General features: G+C 56.8%; 16 protein-coding genes and 3 tRNA genes. 1 reads left to right on the plus strand and 18 read right to left on the minus strand.

What is annotated here, in order from left to right; genetic code table 11:
- Window position 1: 1 nt before the first annotated feature.
- The 6 genes from HED64_RS18590 to leuC form a co-directional block, all read right to left on the minus strand.
- Entirely contained in the window at window positions 2-1126 is a 1125-nt protein-coding gene (locus HED64_RS18590) for a D-alanine--D-alanine ligase family protein (RefSeq protein WP_168153448.1), read from the minus strand.
- Window positions 1123-2154 carry an NAD(P)H-dependent glycerol-3-phosphate dehydrogenase gene (locus HED64_RS18595; RefSeq protein ID WP_168153449.1) on the minus strand — a complete coding sequence of 344 codons (1032 nt, stop codon included), beginning with the start codon at window positions 2152-2154 and terminating at the stop codon, window positions 1123-1125. The genes HED64_RS18590 and HED64_RS18595 overlap by 4 nt, the downstream gene beginning before the upstream one ends.
- Entirely contained in the window at window positions 2151-2924 is a 774-nt protein-coding gene (locus tag HED64_RS18600; protein ID WP_168153450.1) for a lysophospholipid acyltransferase family protein, read from the minus strand. Before HED64_RS18600 ends, HED64_RS18595 begins: the two co-directional genes overlap by 4 nt.
- A 19-nt stretch (window positions 2925-2943) precedes the next feature.
- On the minus strand, window positions 2944-4272 hold the full coding sequence (gene murA, locus HED64_RS18605; RefSeq protein WP_132358036.1) for a UDP-N-acetylglucosamine 1-carboxyvinyltransferase: 1329 nt from the start codon (window positions 4270-4272) through the stop codon (window positions 2944-2946).
- Between the two features lie 208 nt (window positions 4273-4480).
- Window positions 4481-5083 (minus strand): 3-isopropylmalate dehydratase small subunit, encoded by a 603-nt coding sequence (leuD, locus tag HED64_RS18610; RefSeq protein WP_168153451.1) that lies wholly within the window; start codon window positions 5081-5083, stop codon window positions 4481-4483.
- 9 nt (window positions 5084-5092) lie between these two features.
- A complete protein-coding gene (gene leuC, locus HED64_RS18615; RefSeq protein ID WP_168153452.1) occupies window positions 5093-6550 on the minus strand; it encodes a 3-isopropylmalate dehydratase large subunit in 1458 nt (485 codons plus the stop codon).
- 113 nt (window positions 6551-6663) lie between these two features.
- Between leuC and HED64_RS18620 the strand changes: the two genes are divergently transcribed.
- A complete protein-coding gene (locus HED64_RS18620; protein WP_132358042.1) occupies window positions 6664-7383 on the plus strand; it encodes an IclR family transcriptional regulator in 720 nt (239 codons plus the stop codon).
- 100 nt (window positions 7384-7483) lie between these two features.
- On the opposite strand, the gene thiL is transcribed toward HED64_RS18620, so the two are convergent.
- The 12 genes from thiL to HED64_RS18680 all read right to left on the minus strand — a co-directional run bounded on the left by thiL (window position 7484) and on the right by HED64_RS18680 (window position 21817).
- Window positions 7484-8503 carry a thiamine-phosphate kinase gene (gene thiL, locus HED64_RS18625; RefSeq protein ID WP_342590777.1) on the minus strand — a complete coding sequence of 340 codons (1020 nt, stop codon included), beginning with the start codon at window positions 8501-8503 and terminating at the stop codon, window positions 7484-7486.
- Window positions 8490-10130 (minus strand): GTPase, encoded by a 1641-nt coding sequence (locus HED64_RS18630; protein WP_168153454.1) that lies wholly within the window; start codon window positions 10128-10130, stop codon window positions 8490-8492. The genes thiL and HED64_RS18630 overlap by 14 nt, the downstream gene beginning before the upstream one ends.
- A complete protein-coding gene (locus tag HED64_RS18635; RefSeq protein ID WP_168153478.1) occupies window positions 10127-11878 on the minus strand; it encodes a dynamin family protein in 1752 nt (583 codons plus the stop codon). Before HED64_RS18635 ends, HED64_RS18630 begins: the two co-directional genes overlap by 4 nt.
- Before the next feature lie 173 nt (window positions 11879-12051).
- A tRNA-Glu gene (locus HED64_RS18640) sits at window positions 12052-12124 on the minus strand.
- Window positions 12125-12173: 49 nt separating this feature from the next.
- A tRNA-Glu gene (locus HED64_RS18645) sits at window positions 12174-12246 on the minus strand.
- Window positions 12247-12314: 68 nt separating this feature from the next.
- A tRNA-Gln gene (locus HED64_RS18650) sits at window positions 12315-12386 on the minus strand.
- Window positions 12387-13172: 786 nt separating this feature from the next.
- Window positions 13173-14678, minus strand: a complete 1506-nt coding sequence (gene gltX, locus HED64_RS18655) for a glutamate--tRNA ligase (protein ID WP_168153455.1) — start codon at window positions 14676-14678, stop codon at window positions 13173-13175.
- Window positions 14679-14826: 148 nt separating this feature from the next.
- Entirely contained in the window at window positions 14827-15588 is a 762-nt protein-coding gene (locus HED64_RS18660; RefSeq protein WP_168153456.1) for a fumarylacetoacetate hydrolase family protein, read from the minus strand.
- Between the two features lie 3 nt (window positions 15589-15591).
- A complete protein-coding gene (gene galE / locus HED64_RS18665; protein WP_168153457.1) occupies window positions 15592-16707 on the minus strand; it encodes a UDP-glucose 4-epimerase GalE in 1116 nt (371 codons plus the stop codon).
- Window positions 16708-17526: 819 nt separating this feature from the next.
- A complete protein-coding gene (locus HED64_RS18670) occupies window positions 17527-18798 on the minus strand; it encodes a choice-of-anchor P family protein (RefSeq protein ID WP_168153458.1) in 1272 nt (423 codons plus the stop codon).
- A 765-nt stretch (window positions 18799-19563) separates the two neighbouring features.
- Window positions 19564-20658, minus strand: coding sequence for a branched-chain amino acid aminotransferase (locus HED64_RS18675; protein ID WP_168153459.1), 1095 nt, complete (start codon window positions 20656-20658; stop codon window positions 19564-19566).
- Between the two features lie 100 nt (window positions 20659-20758).
- Entirely contained in the window at window positions 20759-21817 is a 1059-nt protein-coding gene (locus HED64_RS18680) for a 3-isopropylmalate dehydrogenase (protein WP_168153460.1), read from the minus strand.
- Window positions 21818-21893 lie beyond the last annotated feature (76 nt).

Here is a 21893-nt window from a genome sequence, read left to right on the forward strand (position 1 = left end):
GTTAACGCAAGCCAGTCTTACGGCTCAGGCCCAGGTGAATCAGTTCATCAATGAGGTCCGCGTAATCGATGCCGGTTTTGGACCACATATGCGGATACATGCTTGAAGGGGTAAAACCTGGCATCGTATTGATCTCGTTAATTATCCATTTGCCGTCCGGTGTGTAGAAGAAGTCAACACGCGAGAGGCCTTCGGCGTTCACTGCGTCAAAGGCATCGGCGGCCAGTCGACGTACTTCCTCAATGGCCTGCTCCGAGAGCACCGCGGGGCAGCTAAGTTGTGCAGCAGCTCCGTCAACGTATTTGGCGTCAAAGTCGTAGAAGGTATGGTCTCCGGCATCAACCACGATCTCGCCCGGCATCGATGAACGCGGCGGAAGTGAACCGCGGCCCTCCAGCACACCGCATTCGATTTCGCGGCCAATAATGCCCTGCTCCACAATCACCTTCGGGTCGTGGATTCGTGCTTCTTCGATGGCCGCGACAAGAGTGTCGGGCGTGTCCACTCGCGAGATTCCTACGGAGGATCCGGCACGAGCAGGCTTAACAAACAGCGGATATTCTAGGCCTTCAACGGACTTCAGCGAGCCTTCGCGATCGCGCTCCCACTGCTTGTCGGGGATGACCACGTAGGGTCCGACTTCGAACCCAGCGGCTTCGAAGACAACCTTCATGAAGTGTTTGTCCATGCCGATGGCGCTGGCTGCGATGCCCGAGCCGACGTATGGCACGTCCACCATTTCCAGCATTCCTTGCAGCGATCCATCTTCACCGAATGGACCGTGCAGCAATGGGAATACCAAATCAACCTCGCCGAGGCTGCGGATCGCGTGTGTTTGGTCGGCCGCCAGCAGCTCGTGGCTTCCCGGTTCCCCGGTCAGCCGCAGGCTTTCTTTTCCCGCGTGCACTTCCGGCTTCTCGGCGTTCGCCAGTGACCAGCCCGCAAGATCTCCGTCAACCAGGGTCCAGGCTCCGTCGCGGGTGATACCCACCGGAATCACATCATACTTCTCGCGATCGATGGCATCCAGAACGCCGGCAGCGGTGACACAGCTGACGGGGTGCTCGGAGGACCGACCACCAAAAAGCAGCAGGACGCGGGGTTTGTTCTCATTTACTTGACTCAATTGAGCTCACCTTCAGACTTCAGTCGACGCCCCAGCAGGCGTGCTCCCATGTTCTCCACGCTCAGCGTGCCTTCCAAAACCATGACCACTGCCTCGGTAATGGGTACTTCTACATTGTGGCGAGTTGCCAGATCCAATACTGCCCGACCGGACTTAATACCCTCCGCGGTCTGCGACATCCGATCGTTGACTTCATCAAGATACAACCCTTGACCCAGCAGCCTGCCCGCGGTGTTGTTCCGTGAGAGAGAAGACGAGCACGTGGCCACCAAATCTCCCAATCCAGCCAGCCCTGAGAGCGTTTCGTAACTGCCGCCCAGTGCCAGGGCCAAGCGCGTCGTCTCCGCGAGGCCACGGGTGATGATCGAGGACTTGGTGTTGTCCCCCATACCCATGCCATCACAAATCCCGACGGCCAAGGCAATCACGTTTTTAGCAATTCCACCGATTTCAACGCCAATGACGTCGGTATTGGTATACGGGCGGAAATAGTCTGTTGAGCACATTGCGGCTATCCAGCTGGCCGTCTCAAGTTCGCGGCAGGCCACCACGGACGCGGTGGGCTGCTTGCGCGCGATTTCCATGGCCAGGTTGGGTCCTGACAACACCGCGATACGCTCTTCGGGCAGATTGGTAACCTCGGCGATCACCTCGCTCATGCGCAAATCTGTGCCGCGTTCCAGACCCTTCATAAGGGACATCAATACCGCTGTGGGTTCCAATGAATCTTTGAAGCCAAGCAACTGCTCGCGAAGACTTTGTGCCGGTACCGCAAGCACCACTATATCGGCAGCAGCAAGTACTTCTGCGGTGTCCGAGGATGAGGTGATGTTGGCGGGCAGCATCGTCTCTCTGAGGTAGCGCGTGTTGGTGTGACGGGTGTTAATCTCAATCGCAACTTCGTTGCGCCTCGCCCACACCATCACCTCGGTGCCGCTTTCGGCCCCGGCGTCAGCCAAAACCTTGGCAAAGGTAGTTCCCCAGCTGCCTGCGCCCATCACGGCGATTTTTCTTGGAGCGGGTCTCATAATTCTTCCTTTTTCGTTTGGTTCGGCGTCGAACCCTTCTCGAAATCACGACCGTTGACTGCTTGGCCGTGCGCTGCCGGATCCCACAGTTTCTCGGGGGCGGTTTCCCCCCGTAGAACCGCAAGGTCCTTGGTGATAGCGCGCATGATTCGATCCGTCGCTTCGTTGAGCACGGTTCGCGTTAGCGGGAGATCTCGTAGATCATCTAGATCCACCGCATCGCCAGCGACCACCGTGACACGCCTGCGCGGAAAGAGCTTGATTCCCTTCGCATAACGTGGGAAGAGCTCTTGGGCTCCCCAATGGGCCATGGGAATCACCGGGGCCCCGGTCTGTAGGGCAAGTCGAGCCGCACCAGTGTGTCCGCGCATGGGCCACAGATCTGGGTCTCGGGTCAGTGTTCCCTCGGGATATATGACAATGACACCGTTGGCGTCTATCACTTCACGGGCGGCATTAAGCGATTGGGACGCGCCGCCGGAACTTCGAGCCACCGGAATTTGCCTGGTCTTGCGCAATATCACTCCAAGGACAGGCACCTTAAACAAGGATTCCTTGGCTAGGTAATGCGGATACCGCTTGCTGCTGTAAATCGCATGGCCAACCACAAGGGGATCAATCTCGGTCACATGATTAGGACACAAGATGAAGCCACCATGTGGCAGTTTGTCGAAGTCACGCCACGTTCGGCCAATCATAAGATTCATGAGTGGCCGAACGATTCCAGCAGCTATAGCAAACGCGGTTTTTGTCCCGCGAGATTCTTTCATGCAAGCAACACTATGCGGATCAGGCGATTTCGTTCATCTCGACGCGCGCACCCAAGTCAGTGAGCTTGTCCATGAACTTTTCGTAGCCCCGGTTGATGAGCTCAATGCCGGTGACGTGGCTGGTACCTTCGGCCGCCAAGGCCGCGATCAAGTGTGAGAAGCCGCCACGCAGATCAGGAATGTCAATATCGGCTCCGACCAATGGGGTGGGACCGGAGATCACTGCTGAATGCTGGAAGTTTCGCTGACCGAAGCGGCAAGGAATGGCACCGAGGCATTCGCTGTGTAGCTGAACCTTTGCTCCCATTTCCACGAGGGCGTTGGTGAAGCCGAAACGGTTCTCATAAACGGTCTCGTGGATGATCGAGACGCCCTTGGCCTGAGTCAAAGCAACGACCAGTGGCTGCTGCCAATCGGTCATGAACCCGGGATGGACATCCGTTTCCAAAATCAAGGGATGGAGTTCCCCACCGGGGTGGAAGAAGCGAATTCCTTCGTCAGTGACCTGGAATTCCCCACCGATTTGGCGGTACGTGTGGAGGAAAGCGGTGAGGTCTCGCTGCGAGGCCCCCTCAACAAAAATGTCGCCCTTGGTGACCAAAGCCGCTGAAGCCCAAGATGCTGACTCATTGCGATCCGGCAGCGCCTTGTGGTTATAGCCGCTGAGGCTCTCGACGCCAATGATGCGAATAATCCGGTCACGGCCGACCGTGATAATCGCTCCCATTTTCTGCAGAAGTGAAATCAGGTCAAGGATCTCGGGTTCGATCGCTGCATTCTCAACCTCGGTGGTGCCCTTGGCACGCACTGCGGTCAGCAAGACCTGCTCGGTGGCTCCGACGCTGGGGTATGGCAGGCTGATCTTCGCGCCGGTGAGACCGTGAGGTGCGCGAATGCTGGTACCCAAGGGGCCGGCCTTGTCGATGACAGCGCCGAAGTGCCGCAGGACGTCAAGGTGGAAGTCGATCGGACGATCGCCGATCTTGCATCCGCCAAGATTGGGAATCAACGCTTCGCCAAGGCTGTGGAGCAAGGGTCCACAAAAAAGAATCGGGATGCGGGAGTCACCGGCGTGGGTGTCAATCTCGTTGGTCGTGGCGGTCTTGGTGCCGCTGGGATCCATGGTCAGATCACCGGTGACTTCGTCCTTGGTGACGGTGACGCCATGGATCTTGAGCAGGCTAGTGACAACGGCCACGTCCTTGATTTCCGGGACATTGCGCAATACAGAGGGTGAATCGCCCAAAAGAGCCGCAACCATGGCCTTGGGGACCAGGTTCTTGGCACCCCTGACGGTCACTTTTCCCTTGAGTGGCACGCCGCCGTGAATCGTTAGGACTTTCGCCATGAACTTGAGAACCTCACCAAAATTGTTAGGCCTTCGAAACCGAAGGAAAGACTTAGCAAGCATACAGCCCCCGGCATTGCCGGGGGCTGTATGGATGGTGTAACGCTGGTCGCGCCGCCGTGGTAATCCGTTTCGATTTACCTTTGTTTCCGGGGCTAGAGAACCACTATGAGCCCAACCAGGCCCCAGTTACGCGGTGAGCCGAAGGCTAGGAAAAGCGTGCCGGAAGAGTGGTCGGCTTAAATGCTGGCCGTTCATTCTCAAACGCCGTCACTTCTTCTTCGTGCTGAAGGGTCAGGCCAATGTCATCAAGACCTTCCATTAGGCGCCACCGCGTGTAGTCGTCGATTTCAAACGGGGCAATGATCGAACCACAGGTGACGGTGCGTGCAGCAAGGTCAACCGTCACCTCGGTGCCCGGGTGGTTCTCAATTTCCTTCCAGATCAGCTCAATATCGCTCTGAGCGACCTGGGCTGCAACGAGGCCCTGTTTGCCCGAGTTGCCTCTGAAAATATCGGCGAACCGCGAGGACAGAACTGCCTTAAAACCGTAGTCCTTTAGCGCCCACACGGCGTGTTCGCGCGACGATCCCGTGCCAAAATCCGGACCTGCGACCAGCACAGATCCCTGAGAAAAGGGCTCCTGGTTCAGGATGAATGACGAATCCTTGCGCCAGCCAGCGAAGAGCGCGTCCTCGAATCCCGTCCGTGTGATGCGCTTGAGGTAAACGGCGGGGATAATTTGGTCGGTATCCACATTGCTTTGACGCAGTGGAACACCAATACCTGAATGAGTAGTAATTTTCTCCATGATGAATCCTTAGGCTACTTTCGCGTCGGAGGAAGAGTCGACAAGGTCGGACGGCGAAGAAAGAGTTCCACGGATCGCCGTGGCCGCGGCAACCTGCGGTGAAACCAAGTGGGTCCGGCCGCCCTTTCCTTGACGTCCTTCAAAGTTGCGGTTTGAGGTGGATGCGCAGCGCTCACCCTCTGCCAACTGGTCCGGATTCATGCCCAAGCACATGGAACAGCCAGCGAATCTCCATTCGGCTCCAAATTCGAGGAAGATCTTATCTAGGCCCTCGGCTTCGGCTTCCAGCCTGACTCGTGCCGAGCCCGGGACAACCATCATGCGGATATTAGGGTCCTTGACCTGCCCCTGGACGATTGCTGCGGCAGCGCGCAGGTCTTCCATGCGGCTGTTGGTACAGGAGCCGAGGAACACCGTGTCGACACGGATCTCCTTCATCGGAGTCCCTGCCTTCAGGTCCATGTACGTCAGTGCACGTTCACAGGCCGCCCGGGCGTTCTCGTCGTCGAAGTCCTCGGGTGCCGGAACAACACCTGAGAGGGAAATGCCCTGACCCGGGTTGGTGCCCCAAGTCACGAAGGGCTCCAGATCGTCGGCGTCGAGGAATACCTCAGCATCGAAGGTTGCACCATCGTCGGTTGCCAGCGTGTCCCATTCGGCAACGGCGGCGTCCCAGTCCGCACCCTGCGGTGCGTGCGGGCGACCATTGATGTATTCGTACGTGGTGGCGTCGGGGGCAATCATCCCGGCACGTGCACCTGCCTCGATGGACATATTGCAGATGGTCATGCGGGCATCCATGGATAGCGAGCGAATCGCTGAGCCGCGGTATTCGAGCACATAACCCTGACCGCCACCGGTTCCAATCTTGGCAATCACGGCGAGGATGATGTCCTTGGCGCTGACGCCCGGCTTCAACGTGCCTTCAACGTTGATGGCCATGGTCTTGAATGGCTTCAAGGAGAGCGACTGGGTGGCCATCACATGTTCGACCTCTGAGGTGCCGATACCGAATGCCAAGGCGCCAAAAGCGCCGTGGGTCGAGGTGTGGGAGTCTCCGCATACGACGGTCATGCCCGGCTGAGTCAAACCCAGCTGCGGACCAACCACGTGCACAATGCCTTGCTCCTTATCGCCCAGCGAGTGCAGACGCACACCGAACTCCGCGCAGTTCTTGCGCAAGGTTTCGATCTGAGTCCGGCTGGTGAGATCGGCTATGGGCTTGTCGATATCCAGTGTGGGAGTGTTGTGGTCCTCGGTGGCTATGGTGAGGTCCACACGGCGCAACTTGCGACCAGCCAAGCGCAATCCCTCAAAAGCTTGGGGTGAAGTCACCTCATGGAGCAGGTGCAGATCGATATAGATCAGGTCGGGCTGACGAGCAGCTCCAACGCCTTCACCTTTGCGCACAACGTGTGCATTCCAAACTTTTTCGGCCAGCGTCTGTGCTGCCTGATGTGCGGCCATAACCGACTCCCTTACTTGAAACAAAGTCCTATGAGACAACTGTTTCATCGCAGCCTACGTAATATCCAGTAAGCGGACTTGCATCTCAAATACTGAGATAGCAATATCATAGTATGGACACATCAAGTGGCGTTGGCGTCATCGACAAAGCGGCCCAGATCCTCAATGCGCTTGAGGCCGGCCCCACTTCACTGGCCCAGTTGGTTGCCCTCACCAAAATTTCACGGCCCACGGTCCATCGCTTGGCTCAGGCCTTGGTTCACCATCGTCTGGTTGGCAAAGACATCCACGGCAGATTCGTCTTGGGTGGTCGCTTGGTTGAGCTCGCCTCCGCAGCCGGTGAAGACCGCCTCATTGCTGCGGCGGGACCGTTACTGATTCAACTTCGAGATGCCACGGGCGAAAGCACCCAGGTCTTCCGCCGCCAAGGCGACTACCGCGTATGTGTGGCTTCGGCCGAGCGGCCCGTTGGCTTACGTGACACCATTCCCGTGGGAACTCAACTCTCAATGCGTGCAGGGTCAGCCGCACAGGTACTCCTTGCCTGGGAGGACCACGAACGCTTGCTTGACGGGCTGCAGAGTGCCAGATTCACTCCCACGATTCTTGCTGGGGTACGTCGTCGCGGTTGGGCTCAGAGTCTTGGTGAGCGAGAGCCTGGAGTCGCCTCAGTTTCGGCACCAGTTCGTGGACCGTCGGGACGCGTGATTGCCGCGGTTTCCATGTCCGGCCCCATTGAGCGGTTATCTCGTCAACCCGGCAGGGCTCACCAAGAGGTTGTAGTCCAGACCGCCAATGCGCTGAGCGAAGCGCTGCGCAAAACAGGAGACTGAACCAACTCTCTTAGGGACAACTTTGACGCCCGTCTATGGGCATTTCTAACCCAATTCCTTGCATCGTGTTGCGTCCCCAAGAACACCTGAAACCACCAAGCTAAGCGGCGAAGTGGTCATAACCCTTAGCTACGTCCGGTTTCTTGCCATCAAGATAAATAGCGGGGCCCATGACCCCGACCTCTATCGCCTTCACCCGTCCAATGACACGGAACCCCACGGGCAGCTGCGTCGATTGAGGGAATGTGGCTAGGAGTCCGTGGTCTTCCCCTCCTCCAAGTACCCAATTCAGCGGGTCTATCTGGAGTCGTTCAGACGTTCTCTTCAACCGCTCCAGATCTAATGACAGCTCCGCGGTGTCCAGATCGAAGGCGACGCCGCTGGCCATGGCCATGCGTTGAGCATCCTTCAGCAGTCCATCGGAGAGATCCATCATGGCCGTGGCTCCGGCTCGCGCGGCTGCCGGTCCGGCAGCCAGCGGCGGCCTCGGGCGTCTCTGGCCCAGTACTAGAGCGCTTTCTTCCTCGCTCCACTCCACATACGTTAATGGTGAATCAAGTAGAGCCAAGCCTGCCGCAGCAACTCCCAAAACACCATTCACGGCGACCACTTCCCCAGGTTCGGCGCCGCTTCGAAGCACCGGCTTCTCAGTTGCCAAGTCTCCGGTGACTGCGGCCGTCACCGATAATTCGCCACCTCTGCCAAGGTCTCCCCCGCCGATGGCACAGCGAATAGCTCCCAGTTCTCGGACAGCGGTACTAAAGCCGTCAGCAAAGTCCTCGACCCAAGCGACAGGTGTTGTGGGTGGCAGAGTCAGGGAGATCACCGCGGATGAAGCATGGGCACCCATGGCATTAATATCGGAGAGATTCTGCGCGGCCGACTTCCATCCGATGTCGAAGCCGCTACTGCAGAAGCCGCTGGGCCAGCACAACCGGAAATCTTGGTTCTCGACCAAGGTGTCGACGCTGATGACAAACTTTCCGCCCGGCGCGGCAATCAATGCAGCATCATCTCCCGGGCCGAGCAACGGGTCGAATGCCTTCAAACGCGGCAAAATCCTCGCCAGCAAACCGCTTTCGCCAAGATTTTCAACGGTCAGCGGTTCAGCTTTGGGCACGTTGTAAAGCTCCAATAAAGTTGTTGTGTCGGGTGATTTCATTTTCGACCGGCTTGACCACCGAGGCTCCAGCAACCACGCCGATGGCGCCCTGAAGGACTTTTCTGGCCTTTCGGGCTCTGCCCGCAGCGCCTATCCGCGCCACCAATGAGGTAACCAGGCCCAAGACGATGCCGAGGAGAATTCCAATGCCGAGCATCAAGGTGGGAACGGGGAAACCTTCAACCTTCGGCGCGGCAGGCACAGTGAATTGAAGATATTGCGCCCCAAACAAGGCACCAAGCCACAATGCCCCAGCCAATGCCGTGGCTAGTGAAATCCACTGAATGACCGAGATGATCGGCCACCACCAGGCGCCTCGGGTCGCACCAATATTGGTATTGGCGATGGCTTGGTCAAGTTCATCCGGGAGGTTTTCGCGTCCCGCTCGTGCAGCACGGCGAATAGATCCCTGCCATGCCTCGGGTGCGCCAGAACTCGCCCCATCAGCGAAGCGTCGGACCGCAGAATCGGCTTGCGCCTTCTGAGCTGCACCCGCGGCCGGCAACGACGTCCGGTTCAACGTGGGGTTCACCTCAGCACTTTTGAGATTAAGTCGGCGTAGCGGATCCGGACGCATTTTTGCCAACCAACGCGTCAGTGGCCATCCGGTGCGCTTATGGGCATCTAACCGGTAGGAAGTTCGTACGGCGTTTACTACCGTCTCAACACCCGAAGCCGAAGCCAGCTCTCCGGTGAGTGTCCGTTTAGCAGCCTCGGCCGGGAGTTTGAGCACTTGCAGTGGCGCACCATCCACCATTTTTGCCGCAACTATGGCCACGTCGGCACTCAGGCGGTTGGTGACGGCGGCGCGTTCGGTCACGACCTTGGCGATCTCCTGACGCAAGGCATCAACGCCTTCACCCGTGAGGGCAGAAACGCCTAAAATTCGGGGAGCTGATAACCCATCGGAAACAAGAATCGACCGCAGGGAATCCATGACTGGTCCCCGTTCGTTTTCCCGGAGTTTGTCGATTTGGTTCAGAACAACCAATGTCACCGAGCCGTGTGTGGCTAGGGGCCTGATGAAGTCATGGTGTACGGCGGCGTCAGCGTACTTTTGTGGGTCAAGAACCCAAATCAGTACGTCAACTTGTCCCGCAAGCTTCGTGGCTATTTCTCGGTTGGCCGCCACTGTCGAGTCAAAATCCGGAAGATCGAGCAGGATCAGCCCGTTAACGTCTTTTTCGGCCCCAAAGATACCCTTTTTATCCAGCCGCAAGGGTGACTTTACGATGTGGCGTTGCTGCACGCCTAGCCAATCAAGCAAGGGATCAGACCCCGCTTGTCCCCAGATCCCGGCCAAGGGCTGGCTAGTGGTGGGACGCGTGGCAGCGGCCTTGGCGAGGTCTTGACCTGCCACGGCGTTGAAAAGGGTAGATTTTCCACTGCCGGTTGCCCCGAAAAAGCCCACGACCGTGTGTTCTGCAGAAAGAGTCCGACGCGTTGAAGCCAATTCGAGGACTCGCCAAGAAGCCGAACTAACCTCTTCGCTTAGTCGCTCCGCCCCCAGTTCGGTGGCTTCCTTCAGAGCTTCAAGACGCCGTTCCAATGGGCTGTCGGCGCTGGTTTGTCGACGGCGGCTCATGCACCCTGCTCTCTGGCTAGTCGGCGGACGGCCGCCGAATTTTTCTTCATGTCTGCAGCATCGTGTTCTGTCGGAACGTCTACTAGGTGGGAAAGGAATCGTTGCTTCTCGGTTTCCAGTAGCGCGGTGCAACGTGTCGACAATGAATCCTTGGCTCGTTTTGTCAGTCGCCGTACGGCGTCCTCACCAAAGATTGTTTCGAGAAGTTTCTGGCCCACAACCGCGGACCCGCCAGCGATGCCAACTTCCAATCCCGTGAGTCCTGCGGTGGAGGCAAATACAACCACCATGAGAGCCACGGCCACGCCGTTAACACCGAATGACACCATTCTCGCAGTCATCCGTTTACCGGCACCCTCTGTCCGAATAATCTCCATCAGGTCCCCCTGCCACGCGCGCACCTCAGCGGCCACGTGTTCAGAGAACCGCGGTGAGAGCGAACTCAGATTAGTGGCAGCCGCAAATGACTTACCCGCCGGGTCCGCACGCCAACGCTCCTCGGTGGTCTCACTGGCCTTGGCCGCTTGATCAACCACCACAGCGTGAAGGCCCGTCTCAATCGCAGCAGCCACGGTGGTGACCGGCTTGGGCTTGCCGGTGAAGAATGCGCCAACTCTGTCGCGCAAGCGTCCAATTCCCGATTCCAAGGATCTGAAGAATTCTCCCGTTCCCACAAAATCCTGCCATCGGGCAAGAACTTCGCCCCTGAGCAAGGTGCCATCTTGGACACTGACAAGTATTTCCTCGTGGGCTTGTTCAAATGCTTCATGCGCAAATTGCGCCAACCGCGCTCCGTTTGATTCTTGCTCCATCATCGCTTGGGAAATGGCGTCGCCTCGGTCAGCAAGGTGGGCCAACACCCCGGCCAGGGTTTGCCGGGCAACGGCCGCTCTGGATTCACTGTCAGCGGCGAGATCACCCAGCCATTGCTTCAACGGCGCCACGGAGCTAGGCGGAAGCATGTCTAATTCGTCGAGAGTCACCTCAGGAACAACAAAGAGCTCTGCGCTATCGAGGCCCTCACGTCCCAGCATTCCCCGTAGGTCCTTGGCTATTTCCTCTTCGACGCCCACCGGTACACGGTCAAGAACCACGGCTACAGTAATATTTCGCCCGGCTGCATCGGAAAGTAGCTTCCAGGGAACTGCATCCGCATACCGGTTAGCCGTGGTGACGAAGATCCACAAGTCCGCAGCTGCCAGCAATTGTCCGGCTAGTCGGCGGTTCTCATCGGATATGGAATCCACGTCCGGAGCATCAAGTAGTGCTAATCCTCGGGGAACCGCATCGTCTTGGAGGAGGATAATCGAATCGGTAAGTTTAGCATCCGGCGTAGCGCCTACCTGCGACGCTGAAATCTCATGACCAGTGCCGACAGCCGTTCCGGTGATGCGGCGGAGCCCAGGCAAGATCCGTTCGTTCTCCAGCCAAGGCAGGTCTAGTTTGTGATGCAACAGGATGGGCTGTCGAGTTGTTGGCCGAATGGCACCGGCTCGCGTCACAGGATGGCCGACGAGAGCATTAACAAGTGTTGATTTGCCTGCGCCCGTGGAACCTCCGACCACCGCTAGTAATGGAGCGTCCAGGCTGCGGTATCGCGGCAAAATATAGTCATCAAGTTGTTCTACCGCGGTACGCACATTTTCGCGTACTTCCTCAACGCCGGCGATATTCAGCGGAAGAACTCCTGCCGCGAGATTTTTCCTGACGGCGGTTAGTAGGTTGATGGCTTCCATGTCAGCGGGCATTGCTTCGCCGAGTGGCGCACTTTCCGATTCAGAGCCATTACTAGTAGTCACCACTACATCATGCCAAAGACTTGCATGATTTATCCGCAAGGCTACCCGAGTCATTTTCGGAACAGATCATGTCGGCTTAAAAACAAATGGTTCCAAACAAGGTTTGGAACCATTTGTGCTTGTGACCCCAACGGGATTCGAACCCGTGTTACCGCCGTGAGAGGGCAGCGTACTAGGCCGCTATACGATGGGGCCGTATAGCTGTAACGTTTTAGGACTGTTACCGTCCGATTCATCTGAATCGTGACCCCAACGGGATTCGAACCCGTGTTACCGCCGTGAGAGGGCAGCGTACTAGGCCGCTATACGATGGGGCCGTATGCTTTGCGCGGAGGACTAACGTCCCCCACGCAAACCGGTCCTCGCTTTCGCGAAGACCGTGACGCTGGGGTACCAGGACTCGAACCTAGAATGTTGGTACCAGAAACCAGTGTGTTGCCAATTACACCATACCCCACAGCGTTGATTCGCCCTCCAACTTCCTTTCGAAAGCTTTCCTGCGCCTCAGCACGAGAAATAACTATACAGTCGGATCTGCATAAAGTACAAATCGGCGGATCACTTGGACTTCCAACCCCCAAAAACCGCGTACTTACAGCGATCCGAGCGGCAAATCGATGACGATTCTTGGATCTTTTAGGTGAAACTGCTTTGTGATCTGGCGCACGAATTAGCGCGGATTTCTAGAGGCCTTCGGCGCATCCGCACTGGTCAGCGCGGCCATCACCGAACGACCGTGAAAACCTAGGATCCTGTCCCAACCACGTGAGTGTCAGTTCGCCTTGCGAGCCGACACTCATGCGGCTGACCGCCCGCGGGCTCCGAGCCCTCGACGCCTGCTTCCTGCCGCTTGAGCTTGAGCTTTAGCTTTAGCTTTAGCTTTAGCGCCACTTTATCGACGCAATTGATGCCATCTGGCGCCGGTCGCTAAAACGTCAATCCCTTTGCGGAGAAACCCCCTCGCGCCAATGACGGCGCCTTGCGGTAGGGCCATGAAGAGCGCATTGGTCTCGCAGTGGCGCTCTTTACGGCCAGGAACACTATGCCTTGGCTCAGCGAGTACCGGGAAGATCCGAAAATCCGCACCAGAGGTCGCATGAAAAGCGGCAGTCAACACGGCTTCTCTTGTACTTCTCCTACTATGCCGAGGAATAAGAAAAGCCCCAGCCCACCCGCGAATCGATATTCGCGGGTGGACTGGGGACTTAGTTCTCGTTATTGGTATTGGTGATGACTTCTTTAGCTATCGGGTGGCGCGGAAGGCGCGCACCCGGTTCAGTGAAGACTCTTTGCCAAGGATGACCATCGACTCGAACAGTGGCGGTGAAATACGCTTTCCCGAAACTGCGGTGCGAATCGGACCAAAGGCGTGGCGGGGCTTAACGCCCATTCCTTCCACTAGTGCCGACTTCAAGACGTCCTGAAGGGTCTCGGCATCCCATCGCGCGGCAGACTCCAGCGCTTCGATGCCCGCGTCAAGAATCTCTGCCGTGTTTTCCGGCAGTCCCTTCAGTGCATCGGCGGCCGGCTCGATAGCCGAATCCTCGGTGAAGAGGAACTCAAGCATTTCTGGCGCCTCGCCGAGCAGCGTGATGCGTTCCTGTACCAGCGGGGCTGCTTCCGAGAGGATTTTGTTCTCTCGATCACTCAGCTGCTCCCCCACCAAGTTATTGGCCTGGAGGTACGGGATCAGACGGTTGCGGAAGTCTTCTGCCTCGAGCATACGAACATGGGTGCCGTTGATAGCTTCAGCCTTCTTGATATCAAAGCGCGCCGGGTTGGAAAGCACGTTATGGACATCAAATGCTTCGATGAGCTGGTCTCGGGTGAAGATGTCTTCATCAGCACTGAGTGACCAACCAAGCAAAGAAAGGTAATTCAGAAGGCCTTCCGGAATGAATCCGCGATCGCGGTGCAGGAAGAGGCTGGATTCCGGATCACGCTTTGAAAGCTTCTTGTTGCCTTGGCCCATAACGTATGGCAGGTGACCAAACAGTGGCATGTACTCGGCCACTCCCACGTCGATCAAAGCGCGGTATAGGGCAATCTGACGTGGAGTGGAAGAGAGCAAGTCTTCACCGCGCAGCACGTGGGTAATGCCCATCAAGGCGTCATCCACGGGATTAACGAGCGTGTAGAGCGGCTGCCCGTTAGCACGAACCACAACGAAGTCAGGAACGGATCCCGCCTTGAAGGTGATCTCCCCGCGCACGACGTCGGTGAACGTCAAATCTTCATCCGGCATGCGCACCCGCAACACGGGATCGCGACCCTCTGCACGGTATCCGGCAATCTGCTCTTCGCTTAGCTCGCGGTCAAATCCGTCGTAGCCCAGTTTCGGGTCGCGGCCGGCGGCCTTGTGGCGGGCTTCCACTTCTTCTGGAGTAGAGAACGACTCGTAGAGGTGGCCTGCTGCGCGAAGTTTGGCGATAACGTCGGCGTAGATGTCACCACGCAGGGACTGGCGGTACGGTTCGTGCGGGCCACCAACGTTAACGCCCTCATCCCAGGTGATACCCAACCAGTCCAAGGCATCAAGCAACTGGTTGTAGCTTTCCTCGGAGTCGCGCTTGGCGTCGGTGTCTTCAATGCGGAAAATCATTTTTCCGCCGGTGTGGCGCGCATAGGCCCAGTTAAACAGGGCTGTACGAATCAGGCCAACGTGCGGGGTGCCGGTCGGAGACGGGCAGAAGCGTACGCGGACGGGGGTTTCATCGGTCACGGTGGGAATGAGGGATACATCAGTCATGATGTTCCCATTCTATGCCGCCAGTGCGCTCGGCCCGTCAAGAGAGTACAGGCGGCCTGTCGGTAAAGGACGTTAGGCGCCTTCGTCCCCTACTCGGGGAGGAAAGCGCCTAACCTCTTAGTTCAATCTATGGCTCTATTTCAAAGACTTAGCGACGGAAGGTATTGCTCAAAGTTCCGATGCCTTCGATCTCAATTTCCACGCGCTGACCGTCAACCACTTCGCCAACACCGGCGGGTGTGCCGGTGAGGATCACATCGCCCGGAAGCAGAGTGAAGGCGGCCGAAGCATAGGCAACTAGGTCGTTGACGCCCCACACCATTTCCGAGGTGTTGCCGTCCTGGACCACTACGCCGTCAAGGCGGGTCATCAATTGTGTGTCCTCGTGATCAAGCTCGGTCTGGATCCATGGACCCAGCGGGCACGAACCGTCCCAGCCCTTAGCGCGGGCCCACTGACCATCTGTTCGCTGGGCGTCGCGCGCCGTCAGATCGTTGGCAATCGTGTAACCAAAAATTACATCTTGGGCCTTGTCGGCCGGAACGTCCTTGCAAATACGTCCAATAACAACGGCCAGCTCCCCCTCATAGGATATTTCCTCCGAGAAGCTGGGCAATGTGATCGGGTCGCCGGTTCCAACTACCGCCGTGTTGGGCTTCAAGAACATCAATGGTTCGGGCGGAACCTTGTTACCCAATTCTGCCGCGTGGTCTGCATAGGTGCGCCCGAAGCACACCACCTTGGAGCGGGGAATAATCGGGGCGAGCAACCTGACGTCTTCAAGCTTGTGCTTGACGCCGGTTGGCTTGATTCCTTGGAAGAACGGGTCGCCGGCGATGACGAGAACCTCGCCATCCTCCACGACGCCGTACATGGGGTCACTGTCAACGACAAAACGAGCAATACGCATGGTTTACAGCTTAGTGGCTTTGTGACTACTAGATGCCCGTTTTGCCGCCGAGGCCTTAGCCACACCTTCTTCGCTTTGATCCTCGTCAGCTACGACATAGGATTCTTCGTCTGGATATCCGGTGGGGTTTGCTGACTGCCACCGCCACATGTCTTCAACCATTTGTTCGAGCCCACGTTCGGCCTTCCACCCAATTTCTTCACGGGCCAGCGTTGGATCTGCGTAGCTTGCGGCAACGTCCCCCGGACGTCGGTCAACAACCTCATACGGAACTTCTTTCTCGGAGATACGAGCGAAGGCCTGGATAACTTCTAGTACTGAAGAACCGTTACCCGTTCCGAGGTTCCACGCGTGTAGCCCACCATGATCCTGCAAGTATTCCAGAGCGGCTAGGTGGCCGGCGCCAAGATCCAAAACGTGAATGTAATCGCGAACACCTGTGCCATCCGGAGTTGGGTAGTCTCCACCAAAGACGTTGACTTTTTCTCGGACACCAACTGCTACCTGGGCGATAAAAGGCATGAGGTTATTTGGAATACCCTGGGGGTCTTCACCGATACGGCCAGACTCATGTGAGCCAACAGGATTGAAGTAGCGCAATTTAGCAATCGACCACCGTGAATCAGAGGCTGCGAGATCATCAAGCATGTACTCGATGTGAAGCTTGGTGCGTCCATAGGGGTTGGTTGCAGAAAGGGCGGTGGATTCGTTGATGGGAAGCTCGACGGTATCCCCGTAAACCGTGGCCGAGGAACTGAAGACCAGCGTTCGAACCCCGTGCTCATCCATGGCTTCGAGCAAGTTCAGGGTTCCGGTGACGTTGTTACGGTAGTAGGTCAACGGCTTGGACACTGATTCGCCAACGGCCTTGAGACCCGCAAAATGAATGACGGCTTCGGGTTTCGCCGCAGCGATGACCTCGGCAACACGGTCCTGATCCAAGAGGTCACCAACATGTAGGTGGGCTTGCTGCCCGGTGAGGTCGGCAACACGCCGCAACGCTTCGGGTGAGGAGTTACTCAGGTTATCGAGGACGTGGACTTCGTGCCCTTGTTCCAGAAGCAACAAGACAGTGTGGGAGCCGATGTAGCCGGCGCCGCCGGTAACCAAGATTCTCATAAGGCTAGTCTACGGAAAACACTAGCCATTACTTGGCTTCAACGTCTCGCCTTTTTGGGTACAGATGTCACTGTGCATCCATTTCGGGCGTCTGCTTGCGGCGGTCGAGAGGCCGGCGCACGCTCTGATTCGTGTAGCTACCTAATCCGTTGGCAATCTATGTGGACGTCTCACTTGCCTCGCGGTAGCGCATCGTGGCCACGAGGGAAAGTCGTCGGGTTGCCTCGAATCGATATTGGCAAAAACCATCTGAACTAAAAAGCTCGATACACATAAGCCTTGTGTTGCCCAGGGTAGATCCCACGGATGCTTTCTCGCGCAGGGGTGCCTGCACCCAGTCGAATGTAGAGAATCTCGAGGCAGGGGATGTGTGCTAAAGAAGTCGCACTTGATTAGCGGTACTACCAGCGATCCATCGCTATCCACCGCGCTTCATAAGCGTGAGGCCTGAACTCTTGGCCAAATCACCGGCTCCACCCGTTTCAAGTGATTCCAGACGCAGCAAGACCCGGACTGACATCGAAGTTCTAACGAAAAATGCGCAACTACGTCAAAAACTTAGCTAGCCTTAAATGGTTCCGTGATCATTTATATCGATGAACCCACATCCTTCCGCAAGCTTGCTCACGAATACCGAATTTTCTCCAACTCCAGAATGTGTAAACCACGCAGTGCCAGCAGCCATTGACCAAATGAAATCAAATCAAGTCAAATCAAAAGAATCGACCCTGTTTCAACACGTAGAGGCGAAATAGCCGTCCGAAGAAAAATGGGGTACCGCCGCGGATAGCGACGGCACCCCATAGCCACAAAGTAGGCTTATGATCGGACGCTCGAGCTGGAATAGCCGATCAGAATCTTCGATCCCAGGGGCAGAGTTCCAACCGCCTGCTTCAAGACGATTTCGATCATGGTGACGGTTATCGTCGTAGTCGATTTGCTTACCTTGTGCAAAGTGACCTGCCCCAGACCCGGCACCTGAATCACTGTGTTCGGGGCCACCGATGCATTGATTGCTGGCAATCCCGCGATCCTGAGATTGGCGAAAGTCGAGGTGTCTGTCAAAGTCACTTTGCCGCCTTCCGGGGAACGACTAGCACTGGTCTCCGCCTTGATGGCGTCTGCCCGAATCAAGCCATTGAGAACATTGAGCCCGACGAGGTTGTTCGTCACGCTACTCTTGAGCGCGGGCGTCAAGACACCCGAGGTCTTCGTCGAGGAAGCCCCGACAGATGCGAGACCAGAGACGGTGACTCCGGCCAAGTTTGCCGCCGTGGTTCCGCCGCCGCATTTGACAGTCGCAAGCGCTGTCGGACCTGACCCTATGAGACCAGTCAATAACGTAGCCTGAGTAGTAAATCCTGTACCCGCCAGATATCCTTTCTGCGGTGGCGTCAATTTGGCGATACTAACACCAAGATTAATGTCTGTTCCGGCCTTAACGCCCACTATCCCGGCTTTGAGGACCTGCACACGCAAGGCGGTCGTGGACACCACGTAGTTGCCGTCAATTAGTTGTTTCGACTGGCCATTCAGCGTAATTTTGCCCACCGACCCCAATACAGGCAATTTCAGGTCAATGATTGTGTTGGGAGCCGCACTGGCGCTAACGGGGAGACCCAGCACCTTGAGACTGGTTATGATCGACTTATTAGTACCGACAAATGCACCAGAGGCGCCCTTCTCCGCGGAGCTGTCGGAGGTAATAGCCCCGGCTGTGATGAGACCGCCCAACAGATTCGTACTGGCCACGGTTGATCGTGCGTCGATTCGCTTCCCGGTCGTTGAAAGGAGGGACTTGACACTGGTTGTCACCGCTCCGACATTTCCTACAGCCGGCACCTTCACAGCAGCCGCACTATTAGTACGAGTCTGGCCGGTGGCAGCGGTGCAGCTGACACCTGAATACGCTGTCGGACCCGAAGTGAGCGATTTGTCAGAATTGAAAATGTAGGAACCGTAGGCGATCCCCACGAAACCAGTACTGACCTGTGCTGGCGTGATACTTGGGACCGCAGCCTGTGACGGCGTCAACGATCCCGCAACAATTAGTGATAAGGCGCCAATCAGCGCCACGACTGTTCGTTTCATAAATTTCTCCCCAGAACAAAAATGACACGAGACCTCGCCGCTCGCAGTGGTCACAGATTACTCCCTGAAGTCAGGGCGAACAATAGAACAAAAAGAGCAGATAGATCGCGCTACCTGCCGCGAAAGCACAATTTCGCTCTCGGTCGATACCTCATTGGGTTATACGGCATTTCGTCGTTTTCACGAGGCCCTGGGCTAAAGCACAGTAGTCCGGAACCACCCAGCTGACCAAGCGTCTTCAATGTTAGGTGCGGATAGAAGAGTGTCAGAGAACGAAGGAAAAGATGACACCGCCCGCGTCCTACCTAAGTTGGGCGTAGCGAGGACCGCGTGAGGCCGTACGATCTGAGACGCCGTAAGCCCAGTGCTAGCGAGGTTCGAGCGCACGTATCTTGCGCATCTGCTGCCACCATCGGAGCTGCGCTGGGCAAAACTCCAGGCGGAGGACTATAAAGCGACTGCCACTCCAATATCTTGGCCGGACAAGCGTCCTGATGGGGAGAAATGCTCACCAACATCAAAGCTCGACGCTCATCAATCGAACCCTCAGAGGCAGTCTACGGACCAATCGAACCCATCTGCTGGCTTTCACTCGAGTTCAGAAACATCCCCAACTTCAAATGGCGAACTTTTCTTGGAGCCGACGGCCACTGTCCATACCGAATCAAAAAATGCCCCCAAGCCCCTTTACGAGGAGCCGAGTTAACTGGCGAAGGGGATGGATCTCTTTCGAATCCCATCCCCTACCCAATAAAAGCGACTTGGTTAGGCCAAGCGCTCAAGCCAACCGTGGCGGTCTTCTACCGTTCCGGTTTGAATCCCAAGCAATTCATCACGCAGAGCCATGGTGACCGCGCCTGCGGCAGCATCCGGATTGCCGATGTGCTCCTCGCCGTTCTTCAACACACCAATTGGTGTGATGACCGCTGCCGTGCCACAAGCGAAGACCTCAGCAATGTCTCCATTCGCGATGCCGTCACGCCATTCACCCAGGGTGATGGTGCGCTCTTCAACTTCGAGCCCACGATCTTGTGCCAGCTGAATAATTGAAGAACGAGTAATTCCTTCAAGGATGGTGCCGGTCAGCCGCGGCGTGACAAGCTTTCCGCTCTTCATCACGAAGAAGACGTTCATGCCTCCGAGTTCCTCAACGGCCTCATTGTTGAATGGGTCAAGGAAGAGCACTTGCTTGCAACCGTTTTGTTCGGCTTCAAGTTGGGCAATTAAGGATGCAGCATAGTTTCCGCCACACTTCGCCGAACCGGTGCCGCCACGGCCGGCACGAGCGTAATTATGGGAAACCCAGATACCTACTGGCTTCAGCTCACCGCCAAAGTAGTTTCCTGCGGGGGAAGCGATGACTCGGTAGGAGACGTTTCGAGCTGCGCGAACACCCAGGAATGCTTCGGTGGCAATCATGAAGGGGCGGAGGTAGAGAGCCTCCCCTTCGCCGTTGGGAACCCACTGAACGTCTGCGCGCACCAAGTTCCGCAACGAATCGACAAAGACGTCCTCATCAAGCTGCGGGAGAGCTAGTCGCTCGGCCGAACGGTTCAACCGGGCCGCATTGGCATGGGGGCGGAACGTCCAGACGCTGCCATCAGCATGTCGGTATGCCTTCAGGCCTTCAAAGATTTCTTGGCCGTAATGCAGAACCGAGGCGGCTGGGTCCATGGCAATCGGACCGTATGGCTCGATGCGGGCGTTGCTCCAGGTACCCGTGGAGTCTTCAGCTGTCGCGGCCCAATCAATGACGGCCGTGTGGTCGGTGAAGAAATCCCCGAAACCCGGGTTGGCTAGTATCTCCGCGCGCTCCTGATCACTTTTTCGGTGTGTTGAGAGATCTTCAATGAATTCCATGATGCCGTCAGGCTTCCTCTTCGACTGGGTATCAGCGCTGGCAAGCCCTAATGGACTTGCCAGCCTAAGATTTGGTTCCTAAATGAACCTATGTTCCACCCTAAGCCAGTGCGGCGATGATTGCATCGCCGATCTCGCTCGTGGTGCGCGGGTCGGTCATTTCATCACGTGATGCAACATCGCCTTCGACGGCTGCCTCAACACGACGGGCCAGCTCTGGCAGGCCCACATGGTCGAGCAAGAGAGCCGTCGAGAGGATTGCAGCCGTCGGATCAGCCTTCTGCTGACCGGCAATATCCGGAGCAGATCCGTGTACCGGTTCAAACATGGATGGTGCGGTGCGATCCATATTGATGTTTCCCGAAGCCGCCAAGCCAATACCACCGGTGATGGCGCCAGCTTGGTCCGTCAAAATGTCACCGAAGAGATTGTCGGTGACAATAACATCGAAGCGCGAGGGGTTCGTGGTCATGAAGATGGTTGCCGCATCCACGTGCAAGTAATCGTGAGTGACCTCGGGGAATTCTGGGGCGATGGCTTCCACCGCACGTCGCCACAGGTGTCCGGCGAAAACAAGGACATTGTGCTTGTGGACCAACGTCAGGTGCTTGCGTGGGCGATCATTAGCGCGGCGGAACGCATCGCGCACGACGCGCTCAACACCGTGTGCCGTGTTAATGGAAACTTCAGTGGCGATTTCATGAGGGGTCCCGGCACGAAGGACACCGCCGTTACCCACGTAAGGACCTTCGGTTCCTTCTCGTACCACGATGAAGTCAATCTCACCGGGATTGGCCAGCGGGCTCGGAACTCCTGGGTAAAGCTTGGAGGGACGCAGGTTCACGAAGTGGTCAAGACTGAAGCGCAGCTTGAGAAGCATCTCTCGCTCGATCAATCCCGAGGGGATCCGAGTGTCACCCGGTGCGGCACCCACAGCGCCAAAGAGGATAGCGTCATGGGAACGCAAGGCGGTGAGTGTCTCTTCGGGGAGCGTCTCACCGGTCTCAAGCCAGTGTTCGGCACCAAGTTTGTAGTTGGTCAGCTTCAGGTTTACACCGGTGTTTACCGTGACCACCTGCAGGACCTTAACTGCTTCGGCAATTACTTCAGGACCAATGCCATCACCTGGAATGACGGCAATATTCAAGGATTCGCTCATGACACATGAGTTTATCGACTCGTATCACTATGTGAGCAACCCGTCTCACAATATGGTCATCGGTGGTGACGTTCCC

It is taken from the genome of Paeniglutamicibacter terrestris (assembly GCF_012271785.1).
In the GTDB taxonomy this organism is placed as follows: Bacteria; Actinomycetota; Actinomycetes; order Actinomycetales; family Micrococcaceae; genus Paeniglutamicibacter; species Paeniglutamicibacter terrestris.